This is a genomic window from Paenibacillus sp. NAIST15-1, assembly GCF_001894745.1.
GTDB lineage: Bacteria > Bacillota > Bacilli > Paenibacillales > Paenibacillaceae > Paenibacillus_B > Paenibacillus_B suaedae.
In genome coordinates, this window is the sequence record NZ_BBYF01000007.1 from 195,421 (window position 1) to 217,366 (window position 21,946).

At 48.2% G+C, this 21,946-nt stretch carries 19 protein-coding genes; 10 read left to right on the forward strand and 9 right to left on the reverse strand.

All coding sequences use genetic code 11. The features are described 5' to 3' along the window. Positions 1 to 161 precede the first annotated feature (161 nt). Entirely contained in the window at positions 162 to 1,082 is a 921-nt protein-coding gene (locus tag PBN151_RS17140; protein ID WP_072729962.1) for a VanW family protein, read from the forward strand. 64 nt (positions 1,083 to 1,146) lie between these two features. On the opposite strand, the gene PBN151_RS17145 is transcribed toward PBN151_RS17140, so the two are convergent. Next, a complete protein-coding gene (locus PBN151_RS17145; RefSeq protein WP_072729963.1) occupies positions 1,147 to 2,385 on the reverse strand; it encodes an MFS transporter in 1,239 nt (412 codons plus the stop codon). Between the two features lie 214 nt (positions 2,386 to 2,599). Here PBN151_RS17145 and PBN151_RS17150 point away from each other — a divergent pair, with 214 nt between their 5' ends. The 9 genes from PBN151_RS17150 (at position 2,600) to PBN151_RS17190 (ending at position 14,368) form a co-directional block, all read left to right on the forward strand. Next, the gene (locus PBN151_RS17150) at positions 2,600 to 3,079 is read left to right on the forward strand and encodes a GbsR/MarR family transcriptional regulator (RefSeq protein ID WP_072729964.1); all 480 of its coding nucleotides are present in this window, start codon (positions 2,600 to 2,602) and stop codon (positions 3,077 to 3,079) included. Between the two features lie 14 nt (positions 3,080 to 3,093). After that, the gene (locus tag PBN151_RS17155) at positions 3,094 to 3,918 is read left to right on the forward strand and encodes an alpha/beta fold hydrolase (RefSeq protein WP_072729965.1); all 825 of its coding nucleotides are present in this window, start codon (positions 3,094 to 3,096) and stop codon (positions 3,916 to 3,918) included. Between the two features lie 180 nt (positions 3,919 to 4,098). Next, positions 4,099 to 4,995, forward strand: a complete 897-nt coding sequence (locus PBN151_RS17160) for a serine/threonine-protein kinase (protein WP_072729966.1) — start codon at positions 4,099 to 4,101, stop codon at positions 4,993 to 4,995. Positions 4,996 to 5,429: 434 nt separating this feature from the next. Next, a complete protein-coding gene (locus PBN151_RS17165; RefSeq protein WP_072729967.1) occupies positions 5,430 to 6,248 on the forward strand; it encodes a hypothetical protein in 819 nt (272 codons plus the stop codon). Between the two features lie 53 nt (positions 6,249 to 6,301). Then, positions 6,302 to 7,741, forward strand: coding sequence for an SWIM zinc finger family protein (locus PBN151_RS17170; RefSeq protein ID WP_072729968.1), 1,440 nt, complete (start codon positions 6,302 to 6,304; stop codon positions 7,739 to 7,741). A gap of 12 nt (positions 7,742 to 7,753) precedes the next feature. Then, complete coding sequence (locus PBN151_RS17175) at positions 7,754 to 9,613, forward strand: HEAT repeat domain-containing protein (RefSeq protein WP_072729969.1); 1,860 nt, start codon at positions 7,754 to 7,756, stop codon at positions 9,611 to 9,613. Positions 9,614 to 9,715: 102 nt separating this feature from the next. Next, positions 9,716 to 10,819, forward strand: coding sequence for an AAA family ATPase (locus PBN151_RS17180; RefSeq protein ID WP_036590943.1), 1,104 nt, complete (start codon positions 9,716 to 9,718; stop codon positions 10,817 to 10,819). After that, positions 10,819 to 13,161: a DUF5682 family protein gene (locus tag PBN151_RS17185; RefSeq protein WP_072729970.1), complete on the forward strand. Its 2,343-nt coding sequence runs from the start codon at positions 10,819 to 10,821 to the stop codon at positions 13,159 to 13,161. Before PBN151_RS17180 ends, PBN151_RS17185 begins: the two co-directional genes overlap by 1 nt. 1 nt (position 13,162) lies before the next feature. Beyond that, complete coding sequence (locus PBN151_RS17190; protein WP_072730022.1) at positions 13,163 to 14,368, forward strand: VWA domain-containing protein; 1,206 nt, start codon at positions 13,163 to 13,165, stop codon at positions 14,366 to 14,368. Between the two features lie 163 nt (positions 14,369 to 14,531). Here PBN151_RS17190 and PBN151_RS31370 read toward each other — a convergent pair whose 3' ends face one another. From PBN151_RS31370 to PBN151_RS17225, 8 genes are all read right to left on the reverse strand, one after another. Further along, positions 14,532 to 14,684 (reverse strand): hypothetical protein, encoded by a 153-nt coding sequence (locus tag PBN151_RS31370; protein WP_227774784.1) that lies wholly within the window; start codon positions 14,682 to 14,684, stop codon positions 14,532 to 14,534. Positions 14,685 to 15,118: 434 nt separating this feature from the next. Next, positions 15,119 to 15,631, reverse strand: a complete 513-nt coding sequence (locus PBN151_RS17195; RefSeq protein ID WP_021260279.1) for a DoxX family protein — start codon at positions 15,629 to 15,631, stop codon at positions 15,119 to 15,121. 294 nt (positions 15,632 to 15,925) lie between these two features. Continuing rightward, on the reverse strand, positions 15,926 to 16,315 hold the full coding sequence (locus PBN151_RS17200; RefSeq protein WP_072729972.1) for a DUF3899 domain-containing protein: 390 nt from the start codon (positions 16,313 to 16,315) through the stop codon (positions 15,926 to 15,928). 2 nt (positions 16,316 to 16,317) lie between these two features. After that, complete coding sequence (locus PBN151_RS17205; RefSeq protein ID WP_072729973.1) at positions 16,318 to 17,964, reverse strand: peptide ABC transporter substrate-binding protein; 1,647 nt, start codon at positions 17,962 to 17,964, stop codon at positions 16,318 to 16,320. Between the two features lie 42 nt (positions 17,965 to 18,006). Beyond that, positions 18,007 to 18,960, reverse strand: coding sequence for an ABC transporter ATP-binding protein (locus PBN151_RS17210; protein ID WP_072729974.1), 954 nt, complete (start codon positions 18,958 to 18,960; stop codon positions 18,007 to 18,009). Then, positions 18,941 to 19,975 (reverse strand): ABC transporter ATP-binding protein, encoded by a 1,035-nt coding sequence (locus tag PBN151_RS17215; protein WP_072729975.1) that lies wholly within the window; start codon positions 19,973 to 19,975, stop codon positions 18,941 to 18,943. Before PBN151_RS17215 ends, PBN151_RS17210 begins: the two co-directional genes overlap by 20 nt. A 12-nt stretch (positions 19,976 to 19,987) precedes the next feature. Further along, complete coding sequence (locus PBN151_RS17220) at positions 19,988 to 20,935, reverse strand: ABC transporter permease (protein ID WP_072729976.1); 948 nt, start codon at positions 20,933 to 20,935, stop codon at positions 19,988 to 19,990. A gap of 1 nt (position 20,936) precedes the next feature. Beyond that, a complete protein-coding gene (locus tag PBN151_RS17225; protein ID WP_072729977.1) occupies positions 20,937 to 21,863 on the reverse strand; it encodes an ABC transporter permease in 927 nt (308 codons plus the stop codon). Positions 21,864 to 21,946: the final 83 nt, after the last annotated feature.

Sequence of the window (21,946 nt, forward strand, 5' to 3'; positions counted from 1 at the left end):
ATGAAAATAACAGTCATAAAATGCAAAACTCAGCGCGAACTGGTAGAGCATGTATATATCGTTTGGAGTAAGAAAAGGATAAGATAGCGGCAATTATTTCATGCAAGCGGAATGGGTTCAGATGTGCCTCAAGGATGAGGATTTGTCAAAAGGAGAACAACATGTATCTGCAACTTCTCTGGTTAGTGCTTTTGCTGCTCCAACGGCCAACCGTATCGGAACCAATCATGATTGGACATCATGGCCAACAAATTGCATCTGCTCACCGTGCGGATTATTTACTTCCTGGTGCTGCTATTGTGAACGAGCAACAATTAGATAAGCTGATGAAAGCGATAGATCGCCAAGTAGCCATTGCTCCGATTAATGCAGCATTGAATGGTTATGGTGGGATTATTCCCGAGAAAAATGGGATGAGGCTGGATCGAGAATCATTTATCGAGCAGTTTTATAAATACATCGTCAACAGCGGTTCGATGAGGATAGAGGTGCCGATGCAGATTGTCTATCCAAAAGTAGACAGTGAACTCCTATCGCATATTCGTGAGAAGGAAATTGGTCATTACACAACCTTCTATAATACGAACAATAAAAACCGTTCTATGAATATAAAGCTTGCTGCAGAGGCGATTAACAATCACGTCCTATTTCCAGGAGAGACGTTCTCCTTTAATGAAGTTGTTGGGCAGCGCACGCAAGAGAGAGGGTATGTGCGTGCGCCTATCATCGTGAAGGGGGAATTGTCAGAAGGAATAGGGGGCGGCATATGTCAGATATCATCCACCCTGTTCAACGCTGTCGACCGCGCAGGGCTACATATTGTGAAGCGCTACTCTCACTCTAGGAATGTAACCTATGTGCCGCCTGGTCGTGATGCAACGGTAAGCTGGAATGGACCCGACTTTACCTTCCATAATCTTTACAATCAACCGATATTGATCCGAGCCTTTGCCAACGGGGGAAGCGTACATATTGGTGTTTACTCATCGGAAGAGATTCGCTACAAGCAACGTGATGTACCTGGTGCTTCGAAGGAACTGCCTGAAGAAGTGAAGGATATTGATGTGGACAAGGAAGAATAATGCAGGTGAGGGTGCGATAATCAACAATAAGACGGTTGCTCCTCTCGATGGAAGAGCAACCGTCTTATTGTTGCGAATAATGCGTGTACCGCTTGCCGCGGTAGAATACGGATACCGCGATAAGAATCAGACTGGTGAAGATTAGAATGAGAAAGGAGGCTTGATAGCTTCCGCCGATGTCGTAAAAGACTCCGGAAACCAAGGGGAGTAATCCGCCTATCAAATATCCGCCGAACTGAATCATGGCCGTCCATAGACTTGCGTCGCGCGAAGTGCTTGTTACATCGAGAGGCAGGATTAACGCAATCGAGAACAGGCCGCCCGCTCCAATCCCCATCACTGCTGCCGACAGAAATGGATTCACCTCGGCAGGAAAATAAGAAAGCGCGCTGCACCCTGCCAGACTGCATATGGAAAAGGCTAACAGCCATGACTTGCGAGAAGTGGTACGATTCAACATAAGCGGCGTCACCAAGCCTGCGATCATCTGCATGATCGAATATACTGTTACTAGCGTCCCTGCAGTTGCCGCATCCATCCCAATCTCCTGAGCACGGGGGGCAAGCCAGGTAGCAGCGGTGTAGTAGATGCCGGATTGCAGTCCAAAAATAATGAGGAACAGCCATGCTTGCTTATTATTCCACGGAAGCTTGCTCGATTGCTTGCGAGACGATGCGTCGTGATGGTTAGGTGACGCATGCTTTCGAATAATCGGCCACCACGCAAGTATCCCGATAACCGCGAAAATGGACCAGATGCCAAGCGCCGTGCTCCATGATCCGTGTGCGGCACGCTCAATCGGTATCGCGTAGGCGGTGCTGATCGAAGCGCCGATGCCCATGCCGGTTAAATAGACGCCGACTATCGATGAGGCGTGAGCAGGGAAATGATGCTTGATGAAACCAGAGATCAGCGGACCGGCAACCGCAATCCCGATACCGGCAAGCAATGCGGTAAGCAAGAGCAGGAAGGAGGTGACGGCGAAGAAGCGAGCGGCCGTCGCGATGCCGATTAGTCCGATGCACACGGTGATCGCTCTTTCCATTCCCAATCGATCGCTCAAGCTGGCCGCCATAGGAGCGAATATTCCCATGCAGAACAGTGGTATGGACGTTAGCAGGCTGACCGATATCCCGTTCATTCCCAAATCTCTCTGAATGTCTTCCAGCAGCGGGGAAATGGACGTAATCGCGGCTCGCAAATTTGTAGATACGAGAAACAATGATAGAATCAATAAAATGGTATACCCCGTACTGCGTTTGTTGGGAAGCGAATAATCAATCGCTCGCAGTTCGGATTTCATAACATTCACCCCAATCAGTCTATTTATCTAATTTATATTTATCTAATTTGAGTTCTTATCGCGCAATGGACTGTTTCACCTTTATTTTTATGAATTATACCAGATATTTTCTTCACTCATGATTGTTACGTCGAAAAAAGAAAAAGAAGATTGAATTTTTTTATTTTCTGTGTTTAATATATATTAAATCAATTAAACATTAGAGGGTGTTGTCATGGGGAATTTCACGTTGAACGATGCTCAGCAGTCCTTGATCGAGGATTTCGGAACGTATATCGAATCATCAGGGGGTGCGCGCTCACTCGGGAAAATATGGGGCTATCTGCTGCTAGCAGGAGAACCGCGTTCGCTTGATCAGATGGTGCTGGACTTGCAGATTAGTAAAGGCACAGCATCCTTATCTGTTCGTCAAGGGGTTCAAGTATCCTTGTTTCGCAAAGTAGGTATCCCTGGAAGCAAACGGGATTACTATGAACTGCATCCGGATGCTTGGACGTCGATTTTGCATACGAGCATTGCGCAAGGGGGAATGATGGGGGATTATGTGAGACGGGCGAAGTCCATCGCATCGGATGAACAAGCAAAAATGAAAATGGATGAAAGCATCGAGTTTTTTGATTTTGTCGTCCATCAAATGAAGCAAATTCTAGTTCAGTGGCAAGAACAACGTCAACATAAAGACAGTCATAACTAGGGGGAGACAACATCATGCCGAAGGTAGCTGTGAATGGGATGCTCATGCATTATGAGAGTAAGGGGAAGGGTTCGCCTGTCTTATTCCTACATGGCAGTGGATCATCATGGCGAATGTGGGAGCCGCAATTCGAAGCCTTCTCCGAACGGTACAGCATGATAATGCCGGATTATAGGGGGCATGGCGATTCTACTAAGGAATTTCCAGAGGGCAAATATGATCATTACGTGATTGTTGAAGATTTGAAGTGTTTCTTGGATGAGCTTGGGCTGAACAAAGTACATGTCATCGGTGTCTCGCAGGGCGGACAATTGGCGACCCTGCTTGCAATCCGGTATCCACAATATATAGATAAGCTAGTCATATCGAACAGCTATAGTGAAATGCCGACGGTTGCAGCAGGCTGGGTGCTGTCCATTTCCAATTTTATTTTCAGCCTGCTTCCTTACCGTACGATCGTGAATCTCATGATGAAGTTTTATAAGGATGATCCATATACACAGCGAATTTTACGCAATTCTTTCTCAATCGATAAGAAGATGCTCCTTGCTATGAAGACGGCTCCTTTCCCGGCGCATACGAATGAACTGTACCGCATTCAGTCACCAGTTTTAGTCATGGGAGGAGAAGGAAAGATAATGACTGGTATTGACGAGGGGAAAGGGTCTCGTACCATTTATAATCATATTAATCATGCAACTCTTGCCTTGTTCAGAGATGCTTATGATCCGCTGAGCACAATGCGCAGAGATATTTTCAATGAGATGATTATCGATTTCTTCGAGGACAGGCCGTTGAGAGCGCACAACGATGTTGTGATAGAAAGGAAGCAATCCTAATCGGATTTCTATTGTACGCGGTTTATGAATGTGATACGGTGGTGGAACGTTAAAAGTGAAGGAGGCGTTGTGCTATGGCAAAAATGACGAATTTGAATTGGGTGTATCAACGAGATGGGGTCAACGCATAAGCAGCCCACGAAACTGCGGCAGCCCCGATAGGATGAGAGGGGAAGCATCGTGACAGCACATTCATTCACTTCTGTAACGATTCAGCTAGGAAATGTATCATTTGAGCTCAAGGAAGCTCATTCTTTCGATTGGATTCACAAGTATGGACACGTATTCTGCGTATTCGACGAGCAGGATTCTGGGAATATTGCGTTTGGCGTTGAGCAGGAAGGGCGCAAGCGATTTATTAAATATGCAGGTGCTAGAACGAAGGAGTATATGGGCGAGCCGGAAGCTGCCATCGAGCGGTTAAAAGCGGCGATTCCGTTATATACGGCACTGAAGCATCCAAACTTGATTGAGCTATTGGAGCTTTTTGAGGTTCCGGGTGGAGGATATGCCGCCGTATTTGAGTGGTTCGAAGGGGAATGTCTGCATTCTCACTGGTCATTCCCACCGCCGGCTAAGTATCATGATCCAAGATCTCCATTTTATCGACATCGGCATCTTCCCATGCAGCAGCGACTGAACTCATTGGATGTCATTTTTTCATTTCATGAGCATGTGGAAGCACAGGGATATGTGGCAGTAGACTTTTATGATGGAAGTATCTTATATGATTTCATAACCAATCGAACGAAGATTTGTGACATCGACTTTTATCGGAGATCTCCTGCTGTCAATGATATCGGGGAACAATTCTGGGGAGCGATGCGATCCAAATCGCCAGAGGAATACGAATTAGGCGCGCTGATCGATTCCCGAACGAATGTGTACAATTTAGGAGCTATTGCTTTTGGACTGTTAGGTGGGGAACGAAATCACGCTTTGGAACGCTGGGAAGCAGGACAAGCGCTGTATGAGGTCGCTCTGCAAGCCGTTCAGCTGGATAGAGAACAACGATTTTCAAGCATTGCAGCTTTCAAATCTGCTTGGGATAAAGCTCGAGGACAGACGATATTATGAGCTCATGGTTGCATGAACCGATAGAGTAGGAACGAATGAATTTTACTTATGAACCCTCTCCAAGTAATGTTGGAGGGGATTTTTCATGTTTTATATACTGGCGAAATCGCAGGTCAACACGTACTATAACTGTTTATTTCCACTAGGGGAGGTAAGCTATCGGAGAGGGGCATAATGGCTGAGAATGTACTCGCGATAACAATCAATAAGTAGTCCTAAATATATCAAGTGGTACTATATTCCTATAAATATGCAGAGAAGAATTGATAGGAATGGGACTAAGTGACCTGTACTGATAGCTTATAAATTCGTTATTATGAAGGAAAGATTCGTCGAAGCACTGCTTTCGGCGTTTTTTTTCATAATCAAAGGAAACGTATGTTCGTAACTTTCATCAAAATGACACGAATGTGGCGAATTTGAAGGAGGACGGAGTGGACAAGAAGGCGAAGCAGATACTGATGAAAACGTTCTGGAGCAGTGCGGGATGGAAAGATACTCGTACGATAACGTTCGCTGGGGAGGATTTCGAGTACGCTAAGGACAAAGGTCTGATGTTCGATCCCGTGACGATGAGTCACGATGAATGTGTGCTGCGCATCGTAGAATTGCATAAATTGATTACGAAGGAGATGGTGGCACAAGCCTTCCTGCATAGCTTGTCTACGCGTAAGGTGCATCTGCGAAGTGCGCTCTCCAGTTGGGCACTAACACATGGTTTGCTACCCCATCCATTTGAGAGCAATATCGGTAGATGCACGAGCAGCACGTACGCGATGTATGGGGATTGCTATGAATGTGACAAGAGCGGGATTGCCGTTCTTGAATCCTATACGAATGAAGATATCAATGTTCTGAATTTCGAGCGGATGAAATGGGGAGGCGTTCGTCTTAACCATATCCTATATTGTCTATTAGATCTGGAACAGCTCCTAGCAGAAGGGACAGTTGACGTTACGGAAGAGGACGTGACCATTCTCCAACATATGCTGACCGCGATAAAAAGCTGCCAGCCTAGCGATGCTGCGCGTCAATTGGAGAAGAACTTAAGCAATGTGCTGCCATCCAATAAACAGGAACGCGATGTGATGATGGAAATTTTGTCTTATGCGGGTGTGCTGCGAGCTGGTTCGGAGAACAGGCCAGGCAGGGGTGGGAAAAACGACTTCTTCGCTGTTGTAAACTGGCGTGGAGTGGATGGGTATTCCGATCATGCGGTTGAGCATTACTTTGGCAAGTGGTTGTATGAATAGGAATCGAGTACATAAAAAGGATAGTTGACATTGGACAGATAGGAGGAATCAACATGATCGAAATTACAGAGTCATACGTAGATTCACTTGCCCCGAACGCCTCAGCCATCAAGAATGGACAGGGGCTCGTGAAAAAGCGGAGCTTCGTACAGTTGAACCGCTCAGAGGACGGTTCACTCTTATTTGGGGAATGCTCAGGCAGCGGCAAATCGAATTATCAATGCTCGGCAGACTTCATCCAGCCTGAGAAGCCAATTCTGCGCTGTTCCTGTCCAAGCAGGCAGCTGCCATGCAAGCATGCGCTTGGGCTGCTATATGCTTATGTAGGCGGAGGGGAATTCGCAACAGCGCCTGTGCCTGAGGATATCATCTCCAAACGGGAGAAGGCAGAGAAACGCGAAGAAAAGAAGCAGCAGCAAGCAGCGGATGGAGCCGAGCCGAAGCCGAAGAAAGTAAACAAGTCCGCTCTGAAGAAGAAAGTTCAAGCACAGCTGGACGGACTGGAGACGTTAGAGAAGCTGGTGCTGTCGCTCGTGCGCGGGGGCATCGGTACGATTGATACGAAGACGATTAAGATGATTCAGGATCATGCCAAGCAGCTAGGGAATCACTATTTGCCTGGGGCGCAGAATGAACTCCGGAGATTGGCCTTATATTTATCGAGTGATGAAGATCGAGAGACCATCTATACCAATGTAATGGAGCAGTTGACTCTCCTACATGCCTTCATTAAGAAGGGGCGGAGCCATCTGACTGCGAAGCTGGATGATCCGGAACTGGCATTGGATCACGAGAGCACCGTAGAAGAGTGGCTGGGTCATGCATGGCAGCTTAACGAATTGAAAGAATGCGGATTGATGAGCGAGAATGTGGAGCTTATTCAACTCTCCTTCCTCAGCTACGATGATCAAGCTCGACAAGAATATGTCGATCAGGGCTATTGGATGGAGAGAGAAACTGGTGATATTCATCGCACGATGCAGTATCGTCCGTATAAGGCGGCTAAGCAAATGCGTGCAGATGATAGCTTCTTCGATGTTGCACAAGTGAAGACGCTCTATCGATATCCGGGAGAGATGAATCGCAGAGTACGCTGGGATGAATTGATTACTAGAGTAGTAGGAGCGGAAGATGTGGAATGCTTGTCCGCACATGCACAGCGTTCGTATGCTGACGTACTAAAGAAAGTGAAAAATCAGCTGAAAAATCCGCTCGGCGATAAAAATCCAGTGATGCTCCTTCATGTGTCAGACATAAAGCAGACAGATCAGAATGAATATGTATTGTTGGATGAAGCGGGCCAGCAGATCGTGCTGGATGATGTGTGCGCTTCTCATCATTCCACAGTGTCTCTGCTCCCGCTGCTCCCTGCTGATTGGACGAAGGATGCTTCGATGCTGGTCATGTTCGAGCACCGACTTGCAAGCGGACGATTGCTTGCACAGCCATTAACAATAATGAAGGATGCGGAAATGATCCGTCTCATGTATTAAGGAGGATTGGCCATGAGTACAGCATTGTTGCAAGAGCTTCATCAAGAAGTACGGCGACTGTATATTGCAGGCAGTGATTTGGCAGTCGGCGACTTCCGTCTAAAACGACTACTTCCACAGTTCCAGCAGCTAGGTGAGCGGGCCCCCATTTTCAAGCGGCTGGCAGAAGGAATTGCATCATTAATTGAGCCTCCTGCGGGCAAGGAGCAGTCTTCAGCGGAGACGCTGCAGGACATTGGAATGCTCCTTCATTCCGTCTTATATACGCAGGGAAGCTCGGCTCCGGCAGGGCAGTTGACTGACATGGAGAGCTATCCGAGCAATCTGTCTACGAAGCTGTCCTACCGCAAGCTGGCGGCGGTGCAAGAAGCACTAACGACAACAGGCGGAGGACGCTATGAAGTGATCTTACAGGCATTCGAGGACGGTATGTTCGCGGATCTTCGCTTGTTGCAGTACGCGATTGCAGCCCTTGGAGACCCGTATACGGAAATTGCTGATCTAACTACGGATAAGATTCTTCCTTCCTACGGATCGCAAGTCGTACCACATCTGATGAAGACATTCCAAATCGATGGCGGCAAGCTGGAAGCAAGAAAGCTTCGCGTCATCGGTACCGTCGGCGGAGAAGACGTGGCATCGTTTATCTATGAAGCGGCCCAGTCCGGCTCGGATGAAGTGAGAGCGACAGCAATCCGATTGTTGTCAGCCTATATCCAATATGAAGAATCGGTTCTTGATTGGACGAAGGAGAAGAAGAAAGCGATTCGAGAATCCGCGTATCATACGCTTGCGAACTATGGAACAGACAGAGCGGTGGCACGCTTGCATGAAGCGTTTGCCAGCAAGGATATTGAACTTGCCTCAGAAGCGGCAGCTGAATGTGATCATCCGCAGCTGACTGCCCAGTTGGTGCAGGATTTGGATCGCGATTTGAGCGCAGCGTTGGAACTAGCAGACGATAAGAAGAAGCTGGAGGCGGCTTGGACGAGGATCCGATATGTAGTTCGTGCATTGCATGAAAAGCGGTGCGCAGAACTCTACGACGTATATGCGAATTACGTGGGCCGCTATGAAGAATATAGACCTTTCCAATGGCTGGAGCTGCTCCACACTGTCGCTTGGTATATGGAGACAGAGAATTCGGAAGAGGCACTTGCTCATTTGCGAAAAATTGAAGATCTTGACGTACGCTTCATGTCTTATGCTGTTCGCGCCTCGTTCCATCTGTTATCACCAGAGGCAATGTACGATCACTATGTAGAATCGATGCGGAACAAGTGGAAGATGCAGACGAACAAAGAGATGCAGAGAAGGAAGAAGGAACTGTGCTCCACAATCGAAGCACTGGTACTGTCCAGAGAATATGTTGAGGTGCCTGCAGAGTGGAGCTATTCCAACGGAATGATGTCACTATACACGATTGTCATTCAACCACTTCCGCTTATTCTTGCTGCATGGGATGAGCGCTGGCTGGATTGGTTCATTGAGCAGAATGAGCTTGAGCTCGTATGTGCTTTTGCACGGCCGGGACACGAAATAAGCGCCAAGTTTATGTTGAGGAAGTTGGAGCAGCATCCTGAATTCCGCAATACGTACGCTGGCTTGATTTTGTCTGGATTGAAACGATCTGACGTGCCTGAAGAAGTAATGTGGGAAGCTTTAGTGGGGGCTATCGAGAACAAAAAAAATTCGAATTGTTACACATTTGATGGAAATGTGTATGAACGCATATATGAGCTGCCAGCTTCGTATCACGCTCGCTTGTCAGAGGTTCTTCCTATATACAAGTATACGGCTGGCGAACAACTGCGCTATGTCGTGGAACAGATGGAGAAGAAGCAAGCAGTGGTTGCGTCAGAATCGGTATAGCGCTGATTCCTTCTAACACGGAAATTGAAGAATTGTGGGCGCATTGTCAGAGTTATAAGACAGGTGCGTGCAACGAGCTTAAACGTCAGGGGAGATGATGAGATGGCAACGAGCCAACAGCAAATGCAGGATATCATGCGACTCTCAGCCGAGCGCTTGTATGAGGATGAGATTGCGGCACTACGCAAGGCGGACAAAGGAAAGATTCCAACAGGATGGCAAATGTCTCCGCAAGCGGTGCTCACGTTCATCACGGGAGGCAAGGCAGGAAAGACGACAATTACACCCAAATATATCGGCAACAGACGATTAGTTGAAATGGCGATTGCAACACTTGTGACAGACCGAGCACTCCTTCTGATCGGGGAACCGGGTACAGCCAAGTCATGGCTTTCCGAGAATTTGACTGCCGCTATTTACGGTAATTCCGGTCTTGTCGTACAAGGAACTGCTGGAACGAGCGAAGAACATGTACGGTACTCGTGGAATTACGCGATGCTCCTTGCGAACGGACCTACGCCGGAAGCGCTTGTTCAGAGCCCAATTATGCGGGCGATGGAGGCTGGTGGGATCGCTAGATTTGAGGAAATATCTCGCTGCGCCTCTGAGGTGCAGGATGCACTTATCTCGATACTTTCGGAGAAGACAATATCTGTGCCTGAGCTCGGCAAGGAAGTAAATGCGCGCAAGGGTTTCTCCATCATTGCGACAGCAAATACAAGAGATCGCGGAGTCAATGAGATGTCGGCTGCCCTGAAGCGCCGATTCAATATTATTGTGCTGCCAACGCCATCAGATATGAATACCGAGGTTGAGATCGTGAAGAAGCGCGTTCAGGAGATCGCTTCCGCTTATGATTTGCAGACAGCTGCTCCTTCTGATGAGGCGCTTCACAAGGTTGTAACCATATTCCGTGAGCTGCGCAGCGGCATGACGGTTGACAGAAAGGAGAAGGTGAAGTCTCCGGCGGGTGTCATATCGACGGCAGAAGCGATATCCCTGCTCACGAACAGCATGGCGCTTGCAGCAAGCTTCGGAAGCGGAGAACTGAGCGATGAGGACTTGGCGGCTGGTCTACAGGGAGCCATCGTGAAGGATGATGTCAAGGATAAACTCGTCTGGAAGGAATATCTCGACAACGTGATGAAAAAGCGCGGCGCGGAATGGCGCGGACTATACACGGCTTGTAAGGAGCTGAACGAGTGATGAGCGTGGTTGCGGCTTCTGCCGTGAACATATTCGGGGTTCGGCACTTATCGCCGGGCGGCGCGAAGCATATGTTGGATGAACTGGAGCGGATACAGCCTACAGCTGTGCTTATCGAAGGCCCCTCGGATGCGACGCCGGTCATCTGTCATTTGACGAACGAAGTAACGAAGCCGCCTATCGCCATTTTGGCCTTTACGGATGACTTGCCCGTGCGGACGGTCATGTGGCCATTTTCCGCTTATTCGCCAGAGCTGCAAGCCATGAGATGGGCAGAGCAACATGGCGCACAAGCTGCATTTATCGATCTTCCATCCTCTGTCACGCTTGCTTTGCAGGAAACACGGCATCGCGCAGATTCTGCTGATGAGGAAAGTGACAGCATGGAGACTGAATCATCTGAACAACGGATACAGGAAGGGGAACAGCGCTCGATTTACGGCCGAATTGCCGAGCTGGCAGGGGAGCCTGACTATGATACGTATTGGGAACGAAACTACGAGCACAACTTGAACCCGGGTGCCTATCGTGATTCCATATTGGCTTTTTCCGCTGAGATGCGGCTGTTAACAGAAGAGACAGAACGACTGACCGATCGCACGGAATATGCCTACAACGCGATCAGAGAAGCATATATGCGGCGGAACATCCAAGACACGATAAACGCAGGCCATGCTCCTGAAAAAATCGTCGTTATATGCGGTGCGTATCATGCTTCTGCACTGGTGGATCTAACGGCAGCGATGACGGATGAAGAAGTGGCGCAGCTGCCGAAGCGGAGCTCGAAACTTACCCTGATGCCTTATTCCTATTATCGATTGTCCTCACGCTCAGGTTATGGAGCGGGTAATCATGCGCCTGGCTACTTCCAGATGATGTGGGAGCATATGCTGGACGGCACGCTTGCTGATCTGCCGATGCATTATTTATCCGCAGTTGCTCGTTCACTGCGCAAATCAGGGACGCATCGCTCTACAGCAGAGGTAATTGAGGCCGTACGTCTGGCGCAATCGCTTGCCTCCTTACACGGAGGGAGTGCGCCGACCTTGCTGGATTTACGTGACGCGGCACTTACATTGCTCGGTCGCGGTGAACTGTCCGTTATCGCAGAAGCATTAGTGCGAGTTGATATCGGAACTGCAATTGGATCGCTTGCTGATGGCGTTAGCCAGACACCGATTCAGGATGACCTGAACCGTTGGCTGCGCAAGCTGAAGCTGGAGAAGTACAAGACGGCCGTGGCGACCGATCTCGCGCTTGATCTGCGCGAGAATCGTCGTGTCAGTTCGGAAGAGTCTGCATTTCTTGACTTGAATCGCTCATTTCTATTCCATCGGCTGACTCTGCTTGGTATATCGCTTGCGAAGCAGAAGCCGAGCCCACAAGAGCAAGCAACCTGGGCCGAGCATTGGGTACTTCAATGGACGCCGGAAGTGGAGATTGAAGTTGTCGAATCCACGTTGCTGGGAGAGACAGTTGAGGTGGCTGCTGCCTACAAGCTTCAGCAGAGGCTGGATAGCTGCGTAACGATTAACGAGGCATCCAAGCTAATCCGCGTCGCCTGCGAGTGCGGCATGCTGACGCAGATGGAAGCCGCTCGTCAAGCGCTGCAGCGGCTGGCAGTGGATAGTCGGGATGTCGTTCAGATTGCAGCGGCGGCAAGAGACCTGTCTACGATTATCCGTTACGGCGATATAAGACGTATGGATATGACGCCATTGCTGCCACTGCTGGAGCAGCTGTTCTTCCGCGCTTGTCTGTTCCTGCTCGATGCTAGCAGCTGCAATGATGAGGCTGCCAATGCCATGATCATCGCGATGAACGAGTTGAACAGCATATCACTCGATCATAGCGAACGGGTTGATGAAGCGCTATGGCTGCAAGAATTGCAACACTTGGCAGAGCGGGATGATCGGAATCCACGGTTGTGCGGATTTGCCTGTGCCATATTGATGGAACGCAACGTCATCTCTGCACAGCAATGTGCAGAGGAGGTGTCACGCCGCTTGTCCCCAGGTATCCCAGCAGAGCTGGGTGCGGGGTGGTTCGAAGGATTATCAATGCGCAATCGATATGCGTTGTTGTCACGCATGACGCTCTGGGAGCAGTTGAATGAATATATTCTATCTCTGGATGATAATGAGTTTGTAAGAGCACTCGTCTTCCTGCGGCGAGCATTCAGCACATTCGATCCGAGAGAGAAGGCGATGATTGCCGAGCTGCTTGGGGAATTGTGGGGCGTCCAACCCGAACAGGCCGAAGAGCTGCTTATGGGTGAGTTGAAGGAGGAAGAAGCGAGCATGATTGACGAATTGAATGATTTTGATTTTGGGGACATATAACATGAGCAAATTCGCTGAATCACAAGCACTTACACGTTGGCGGCTAATCCTCGGCCAGCCAGCTGAAGCGCAGCTATCCAGCTATTCCGTGAATGGCTGTACCGATCTGTCGGAAGAAGAACAGATCATGGATCAAGCATTGGCGGCTATCTATGACGAGACGAGTGATTCGCAGGCCGAATCCAGTTCTTCCGCTGGCAGGAAGGGAGCAGGACTTGGCCAATCGGCACCGCGCTTATCAAAATGGCTTGGAGATGTACGTTCCTTCTTCCCTGAAGATGTCGTATCGATTATTCAGCATGATGCGATGGAGCGAAAAGGATGGAAGCAGCTGCTGTTCGAGCCGGAGGTTCTGGCGCAAGTAAAGCCAGATATTCAATTAGTGGGCACATTGCTGTCATTGAAGGGGAAAATCCCTGAGAAGACGAAGGATACGGCTCGCATGCTTGTACAGGCGGTTGTGGATGAACTCGTGAAGCTGCTTGAAAGTGACATACGCCGAGCGGTTACGGGGGCGCTGAATCGAAGACAGCATTCTCCGCTTCCGTCTGTAAGCGGTATCGATTGGAAGAGAACCATTTCGCGTAACCTGAAGCATTATGACATGGAGCGGAAGCAGATCATTCCGGAGCGGTTCTATTTCTTCGACCGCGCGCAGCGCAATAAAGAATGGACGGTCATCGTAGATATCGACCAGAGCGGATCGATGGCGGACTCCGTAATTTGGGCGTCTGTAATCGGGTCAATATTTGCATCAATACCATCGTTGGATACACGGGTTGTCGTATTCGATACCGAAGTGGTTGATCTGACAGAACAGTGTGCTAATGATCCGGTTGACATGCTGTTCGGGATTCAATTGGGCGGTGGAACGGATATTAACAAATCTGTGGCGTATTGTGAGCAGTACATATCGGAGCCGAAGAAGACATTGTTCATCATTGTGTCCGACTTGTATGAAGGCGGCAATCGTGGAGCGCTCATCCGCCGGATGAAGGAGCTAAGGGAGGCAGGGGTAAGGACAATGTGCCTGCTCGCGCTATCTGATCAAGGCCAGCCCTTCTATGATGAGAATCTTGCTAAGATTCTAGCGCGGGATGGAACACCATGTTTCGCTTGTACACCAAGCTTGCTGCCAGAATTGGTTGAAGGAGCGTTGAAAGGGCATGATCTGACTGAGCTGGCTAAGCGGGTAGGTACCAAGTGATGTGGTGCTCACAACGTTATAATCTAAAAAGAGGACGGTATGTTAACCGTCCTTTTTTTCATTTTGATTTATGAACTGGAATACAAGATGTCACGATTGCTGAAAATTTGATGCAGGTGATGCCCCATATGCGCCACGTAGTCTTGAATTAACCATTCCAAGGTCACGATTTGTCCGTCAGGGAGCTTGCAGCGAATATCAAGGCTTGGTTGAGAGAGAGAGTACGCGGTTGATAGACTTCCTCTTGCAGCGCTTGAAACTGTTCAGGCAGCGTATTCAAGGCAGCTTCGAGTCTGGCAATAGAATTTGCAATCAAAGTATCCTCTCCCATGGCATTGATTGTCCATCTAGACATCTATATTTATATTGTACTGCGATCATGAGATTGCTGCCATAGAGCCGCTAAGAATTCACTTACACGAAGTATTCTCTCGCAGCTCAATGACAGGATGAGCCAAAATATAATGGGAGATATGCGAGAACAGAGTGAATCTTATATACCTTATTGATGGAGACTGATTGGAAGCTTATGTTTTGATGAGGTATAGGTAAATAAGAAATGCTGGATACGATGACAACATCGAGTGTATTTAAAGCGATTAAATAAAGGCGGTTGGGGAGTCACGCTGACAATTGTAATTGTATAGTCAATAAAATAAATACGCTATAACTTGCAGGACTAAAAAAGAACAATAGTGATCGAGCTATGTTGTTTACCATTGTGAGCGTTTTGATGAGCAGTTGTGTTACTCACGAGGTTACTGAGGTTGAAGTGCTGCTTTGAGGTGAATGGCTGCGAGTCAATTTCAGTCTGCGGAACAACAGTTGGTCCACTCCGAAGCGGCCTGCATTGGTATAGGCGACGAGAATGAACAACGTAAGGATAATCATGATAGGATTGGCGCTGATAGAACCACTTAGTAGAAATGACATATTCATTACAATGCCGAAAAATGCTGCAGTTCTCGTTAACCCGCCTACGATCAGGCCGATACCGACAAGAAGTTCTCCCCATTGAACCATGAGGCTGAATAGTTGGGCATTCGGGATTGCGACATGTTCGAGGAATGACGCCCACCAACCCTGAACAATAGGATTCTCGCCAGAAGCCTTTGCTAGAGCACCTTTCAAAAATCCGCTTGCATCAAAGCCTCCACCAGTCATTTTGTGCAATCCGGCTGAAACCCAGGTGTAGCCTACATAAAGCCGGAGGGCCAACAATAGTGCTGCTGCCCACACATTTTTCCGTAAAAAATCGATCATTAACCAATCCTCCTTAATATTCGTGTGATTCCCATATATAGGATGCATAAACACTTTATAGTGCAGGACGCTAATTTGCAAGCCCCATTAGAGCTATTTTTTGACTAAAAGCTTGCATTTTCTGCATGAATATAACGGATATCACATTATTATGCGTAATCACTAGAAAAATAGTAGGATTAAGAGAATCGTATCGCATCAGCCGTACAGACGGGAATCATCCAATGCTTATGAGTAGTAAAGCACAGGCTATCTCCTATTGAGAATAGGGGATAGCCTGATAGCAACGCATAGTTAGAAATATTGAATTTGTAGGATAATCGAACTGATTAACATGCCGCTGCCACAGCCAAGCGCATATGCGCTCAGTTTGCGGCTAACTGTCAACTTCCATTGCTGAAGTGAAGTATCGGCTTGAAGACGTCTGTCTTCCTCGCGCAGTGCATTCGATGTCGCTGTGAACATGGAGCCTAGTGAAGAAGCTCCACGTACAATTGGATTCAAAAATCCAGTACGCATAACATAAGCAAGTGCACCAATAATCATTAGAATCAGTCCATACAGAAAGCATCTGTTCACACTGCCTACATCAATTCGATCACTCATAAGCCCGAATGGGGGAGCACTAATGATGTACACGATGGCCATGACGATAATCGATGATACCGCGTATCGTGCCAACATGATTATTGCTCAACACGCTTTGCGAAGCGCAGATCAGGGTTAGAACGAACATCGAACACGATGCCTGTTACTTTTGGACTTACAAGTGCTGTATCCACGGAGAACAAGATCGGCATGATTGGCAAGTCTTCCATCAATACTTTTTCAGCTTGCTGGAGGATTTCAACCCGTTTGTTAGGATCCAACTCGTACGTAGATTTTGCAATCAGGTCATCATACTGTTTATTGTTCCAATTTGTGAAATTGTTCGAGTTTGTAGATTGATAGTGAACAAGTACGCCAAGCGGATCAAGGAAGATTCCTTCCCATCCCATACGTGCAACTTGGAAGTTCTTCTGCTTGAACGTATCAATATACGTTTTCCATTCTTGTGTTTCGAGCTTAACTTCTACGCCAAGGTTTTCTTTGAACATCGCTTGCAACGCTTCAGCCACTTTTTTGTGCTTATCAGCAGAATTCAGTTTGAATGTAACAGGCGGAAGAGTAGACAACCCTTCTTCCTTCAAGCCCGCAGCGAGCAATTCTTTTGCTTTTTGAGGATTGAACTCGTAATACTTAGCTGCATCATCACGGAAGTCGTTGCCGGACGGGTTCTTGATGCCGTATGGCACATAGCCGTATGCAGGTTGTTCGCCTGCCTTGGTTACATTCTTCGTCAGCGTCTCGCGATCGATTGCATAGGCGAATGCTTGGCGAATTTTTGGATTTGTGAATGGTTTTTCATTTACATTGAACGAATACGTATAGACACTGAACGTAGGGTGAGCCAAGTATTCTTTATTTTCTTTCTCTTGATCCAGTGTATCGATTGGCAGTGCCGTAATCAAATCAAGGTCGCCGGTTTTGTACATTTGATAATAGGTTGTTGCATCTTGCACCATTTTGAAATGGATGGTATCCATCGAAATGGCGTCTTTGTTCCAGTAATGATCGCTCTTTGCAAGTGTAATCTCTTCGTTATGCTTCCATTCCTTCGAAGTGTAAGGACCATTGCCTACGATTGTACTCGCTTCAGCTGCCCATTTCTCGTCTTTGTCTACGACCGTAGAACGAACCGGCAAATACGCATGTCCCATCGAGATAATCGGGAAGATACCGAGCGGTGCCTTCAATTCAACGATCAACGTATGATCATCTTTGGCTTTAACGCCAACGTCATCCGCGCTTCCTTTGCCTGTGTTGTACTCTTCTGCACCTTTAATGTAGTACAGTGAGGAAGGGTCGTACGCTGCTGTCTTCGGATTCAGTACCCGTTTCCAAGAGTATTCAAAATCTTGTGCTGTAACAGGATCACCGTTCGACCACTTCGCATTATTGCGAATCGTGAATGTATACGTCTTGGCGTCAGCAGATACATCGACTTTGCTCGCAGCACCTTCTACGATTTTGCCGGCTTTGTCATACGTGTAGAGGCCTTCATATAGGTTATCGATAATAAAATAAGATGTTGTATCTGAAGCGAGAGCTGGATCTAGGGTGTACGGTTCGCCGCCCGATAGATTCGTTGTGATCACTTGCGGAATCTTGTCGCTGGATTCTGTACCGGCAGCAGATGATTCCTTCGCTGTCCCGTTATTGCTTCCAGAGCATCCGGTTAAGGCAGTTGCGGCTAAGATAAGAATTGCTAACATTAGGTTCCATTTTTTCATGCTCGTTCCTCCAATAATATCTTCATATGTAATAGATCATTCTTAATACAAGTGGCAGGCAACCCAGTGATTGCTGTACACTTGCTTGCCTTCCGGCATTTGATTTGTGCATAGCTCCGTTGCTGCTGGACATCTGCTATGGAACGGACATCCGGTAGGCGGAGATAGCGGGCTTGGCGGATCGCCATGCAGTACAATACGTTCACGAAGCCTCTTATTTGAAGGGTTCGTTGTTGGAATTGCTGACAATAAGGCCTGCGTATATGGATGAAGCGGGTTGGAGAACAATGAGCTTCGATCTGCCAGCTCCATCATTTTTCCTAAATACATCACGCCGATTCGATCACTAATATGTTTGACCATCGCCAGGTCATGGGCAATGAATAAATAACTTAAGCCTTGTTCGATTTGCAAATCCTTCATCAGATTTACAATCTGCGCCTGTATCGATACATCGAGTGCAGAGATCGGTTCATCAGCGACGATAAATTGCGGATTCACGGCCAATGCGCGGGCGATGCCGATACGCTGTCTTTGCCCGCCGCTGAATTCGTGCGGGAAGCGAAGTGCATGATCCGGGTGAAGCCCAACTTTCTCAAGCAGCTCAGCAATGCGCTCTTTGCGGGCCTTGCCCCTTGCCAAGCGATGTGCGTCGATTCCTTCGGCAATAATGTCGCCAACACGCAGTCGAGGGTTAAGTGATGCATGCGGGTCTTGAAAGATCATTTGCATGCTCCGATTTAGCTCACGACGTTCCAGGCCGCGTGCCCTAGCCAATTCCTTGCCATTGAACACCACCTTTCCAGATGTAGGCTCCAGCAGGCCTACAGCGACTCTGCCTAATGTTGACTTGCCGCTGCCGCTCTCACCAACAAGGCCAACCGTCTCGCCGGGAAGGATGGATAAGCTGATTCCGTCAACTGATTTCACGCTGTGATTCGAACCTGTCCGAAAATGCTTATGCAGTTGATGGAGCTCAAGAATAGGCTTCGACATGTTCATTCCTCCTTGCAGGGCCTGTCCCGTGACCGATTGGTGTTCGAGGGTCATTCAGCCAGCAGCGAGCGCTATGCTGATCTGAGAACGAATGGGTGTCAGGCAGATGCTGCAGGCAGACCTGCATGGTATAAGGACATCTCTTCGCGAAGGGACAGCCAGTGATCGGTTCGGATAACTCTGGAGGAGAACCTTCAATCGGTGTCAGCCGTTCATCCTCGGAGGTATCCAGCTTCGGCGTGGACTGAAGCAAGCCCCATGTATATGGATGCTTCGGACGCTCGAAGATATCTTCGACTGTGCCTGTTTCCACAATCATTCCGGCATACATGACTGCAACGCGGTGCGCAACCTCAGCCACGACACCGAGATCATGGGTAATGAGCAGAATCGAGCTTCCCATCTGTTCTTGCAGCGTTGTCAGCATGTCAAGAATTTGGGCTTGAATCGTGACATCCAGTGCGGTCGTAGGCTCGTCCGCTATCAGCAGCTTGGGATTGCAAGCTAGTGCAATAGCGATGGATACCCGCTGCCGCATTCCTCCACTAAATTCATGCGGGTATTGACCGTATCTTCGTTCCGGATCTGGAATGCCTACTAGCTGCAACAGTTGTATCGTTCTCGCTCGCGCATCGGTTCTGCTAAGCTTCTGATGCTGGCGCAAACCTTCAATAATCTGCGTACCGATCTTCATCGTTGGATTCAAGGAGGACATCGGATCTTGAAAGACCATACCGATCTCGGAACCACGCAGTTTCCTCATTTGAGAGCGAGAGAGTGAAGTGATGTCTTGGCCTTGAAAATGAATGTCTCCACCCTTCAACTTCGCATGTGGAGCAGGGAGCATTCCCATAATGGTTCGAGCGGTTATGCTTTTACCGCTGCCGCTCTCGCCGACGATTGCGAGTGTTTCCCGTTCATCAATATGGAAGGACACGTCTCGCACGGCTTGAAGCTCTCTATTTCGTGATTGGAATACAACATGCAATTGTTGAACTTCGAGCAAATGCTTCATGAGTGCACCTCCTTATTGTTGTGATCGTGGATCTAGGGCATCCTGCAATCCATCTCCAAATGCGTTGAATGCGAACATGGTGAGCGAAATCATCAATCCTGGGAAGAACAGTCGCCACCATTGGCCGCTTAATATGACGCCAAGTGAATCGTTGGCCATTGTGCCCCAGCTGGCATCAGGTGCTTGTACACCTAGACCGAGAAAACTTAGAAATGATTCAGAGAAAATTGCCGCCGGAATCGTAAACGTTAAGTTGACGATAATGATGCCCGCAGCATTCGGGAGCAGATGCTTAATGATTATGCCTGCATGAGATGTGCCAAGCTTATGCGCTGCAAGTACATACTCTTGCTGCTTAAGCTGTAGAATCTGTCCACGTACAACACGCGCCATTCCAACCCAGCCTGTTATAGATAGGGCGATAATCATGGTGAAAATTCCTGGCTTCATAACGACAAGAAGCAAAATGATCACGAGCAAGTAAGGGATGCTGTATAAAATTTCAACAATGCGCATCAACACATTATCAACGCGATCACCGAGCCTGCCGTGACCTGCCATATATCCTGAAATGCCACCTACTACAATGCCGACGACAAGATCAATTGCCGCTGCTGCGAATCCGATCGTAAGCGAGATGCGTGCTCCTGCCCAAGTTCGCGCCCACACATCGCGTCCCAAATCATCTGTTCCGAACCAATGTTCTCCGGAGGGAGGGAGGTTCGTAGCTGTTAACGATTGAGCGCTCGAAGAATAGGGAACGAGCGATGGACCAATAGCGGCGAGGAAAATAATGACCAGCAGCAGCACGAGTCCGAGTACGGCGAGTTTGTTGCGCGATAGCTTGCGCAATCTGTCCTGCCACAATGGAACGCTGCGAGTTGCGAGCTGATGCTCTGCTTGGTGGCTGCGTTCGATGGGATGGAACAGATGATCCAATTCGGCTGATGAAGCTTTCATGCTAATCTCCTTTGCTAGCAAGTTTAATTCGCGGATCAACGATCCGGTAAGACATGTCGATTAAAAATAACGTAACGACCAATACGACGCTGTAAAAAATCGTTGTGCCCATAATGACGGGATAGTCTCGATTGAAAATACTATCGACGAAGTATTTTCCGATACCAGGGATCGCAAAGATCTTCTCCACCACAAACGTGCCTGTGAGGACGGATGCGAACAGTGGGCCCATGAAGGAAAGTACAGGAATTAAGGAATTTCGCAATCCATGACGAATCACAATTTTCCAAGTAGGCAGACCCTTGGCTTCTGCTGTATGTATGTATTCCTGTTGCAGTACTTCCAACATGCTCGTTCGCACGAAGCGGGCAATGATCGCGATCGGCGCAACTGCAAGCGCGAGTGAGGGAAGAACCGTATGCTTCCAAGTTCCCCATGCAGCGACGGGTAGAAGCCCCCATTTCACCGACATGTACTTAATAAGCAATGGTGCCAAGATGAAGCTGGGAATCGAGATACCGAGCATCGCAATCATCATCGCTGCAAAATCCAGCGCGCGGTTATGATGAAGGGCGGCAACCGTGCCTAATCCGATTCCGACCACGATTGCAAGCAGCATAGATTGAATGCCGAGAATCGCTGATGGTAGAAAACCGCGGGCTATCAAGGTGTTAACATCCGTTGTCTTGGATTGGATCGATGGCCCTAAGTCCAAGGTGAGCAGACTCTTCAAATACAATAAGTACTGTGTAGGCAAAGGCTTATCCAGGTTATACCTTGCCCTCATGTTATCCAATACGGACTCTGGCAGCGTCTTCGAATCTGAAGCGAATGGATCACCTGGGATCATGTGCATGATCACGAAGGTCAGCGTAACAATGATCCATAGTGTGACCAGCATGGCGAATAAGCGTTTCAGCACAGCCATTATTCTGTTGTCTCCTGTTCATTTAAAATCACATAATACACATTGAATAAATCGGAATTAAAATTAAATAAAATCTCCTAACG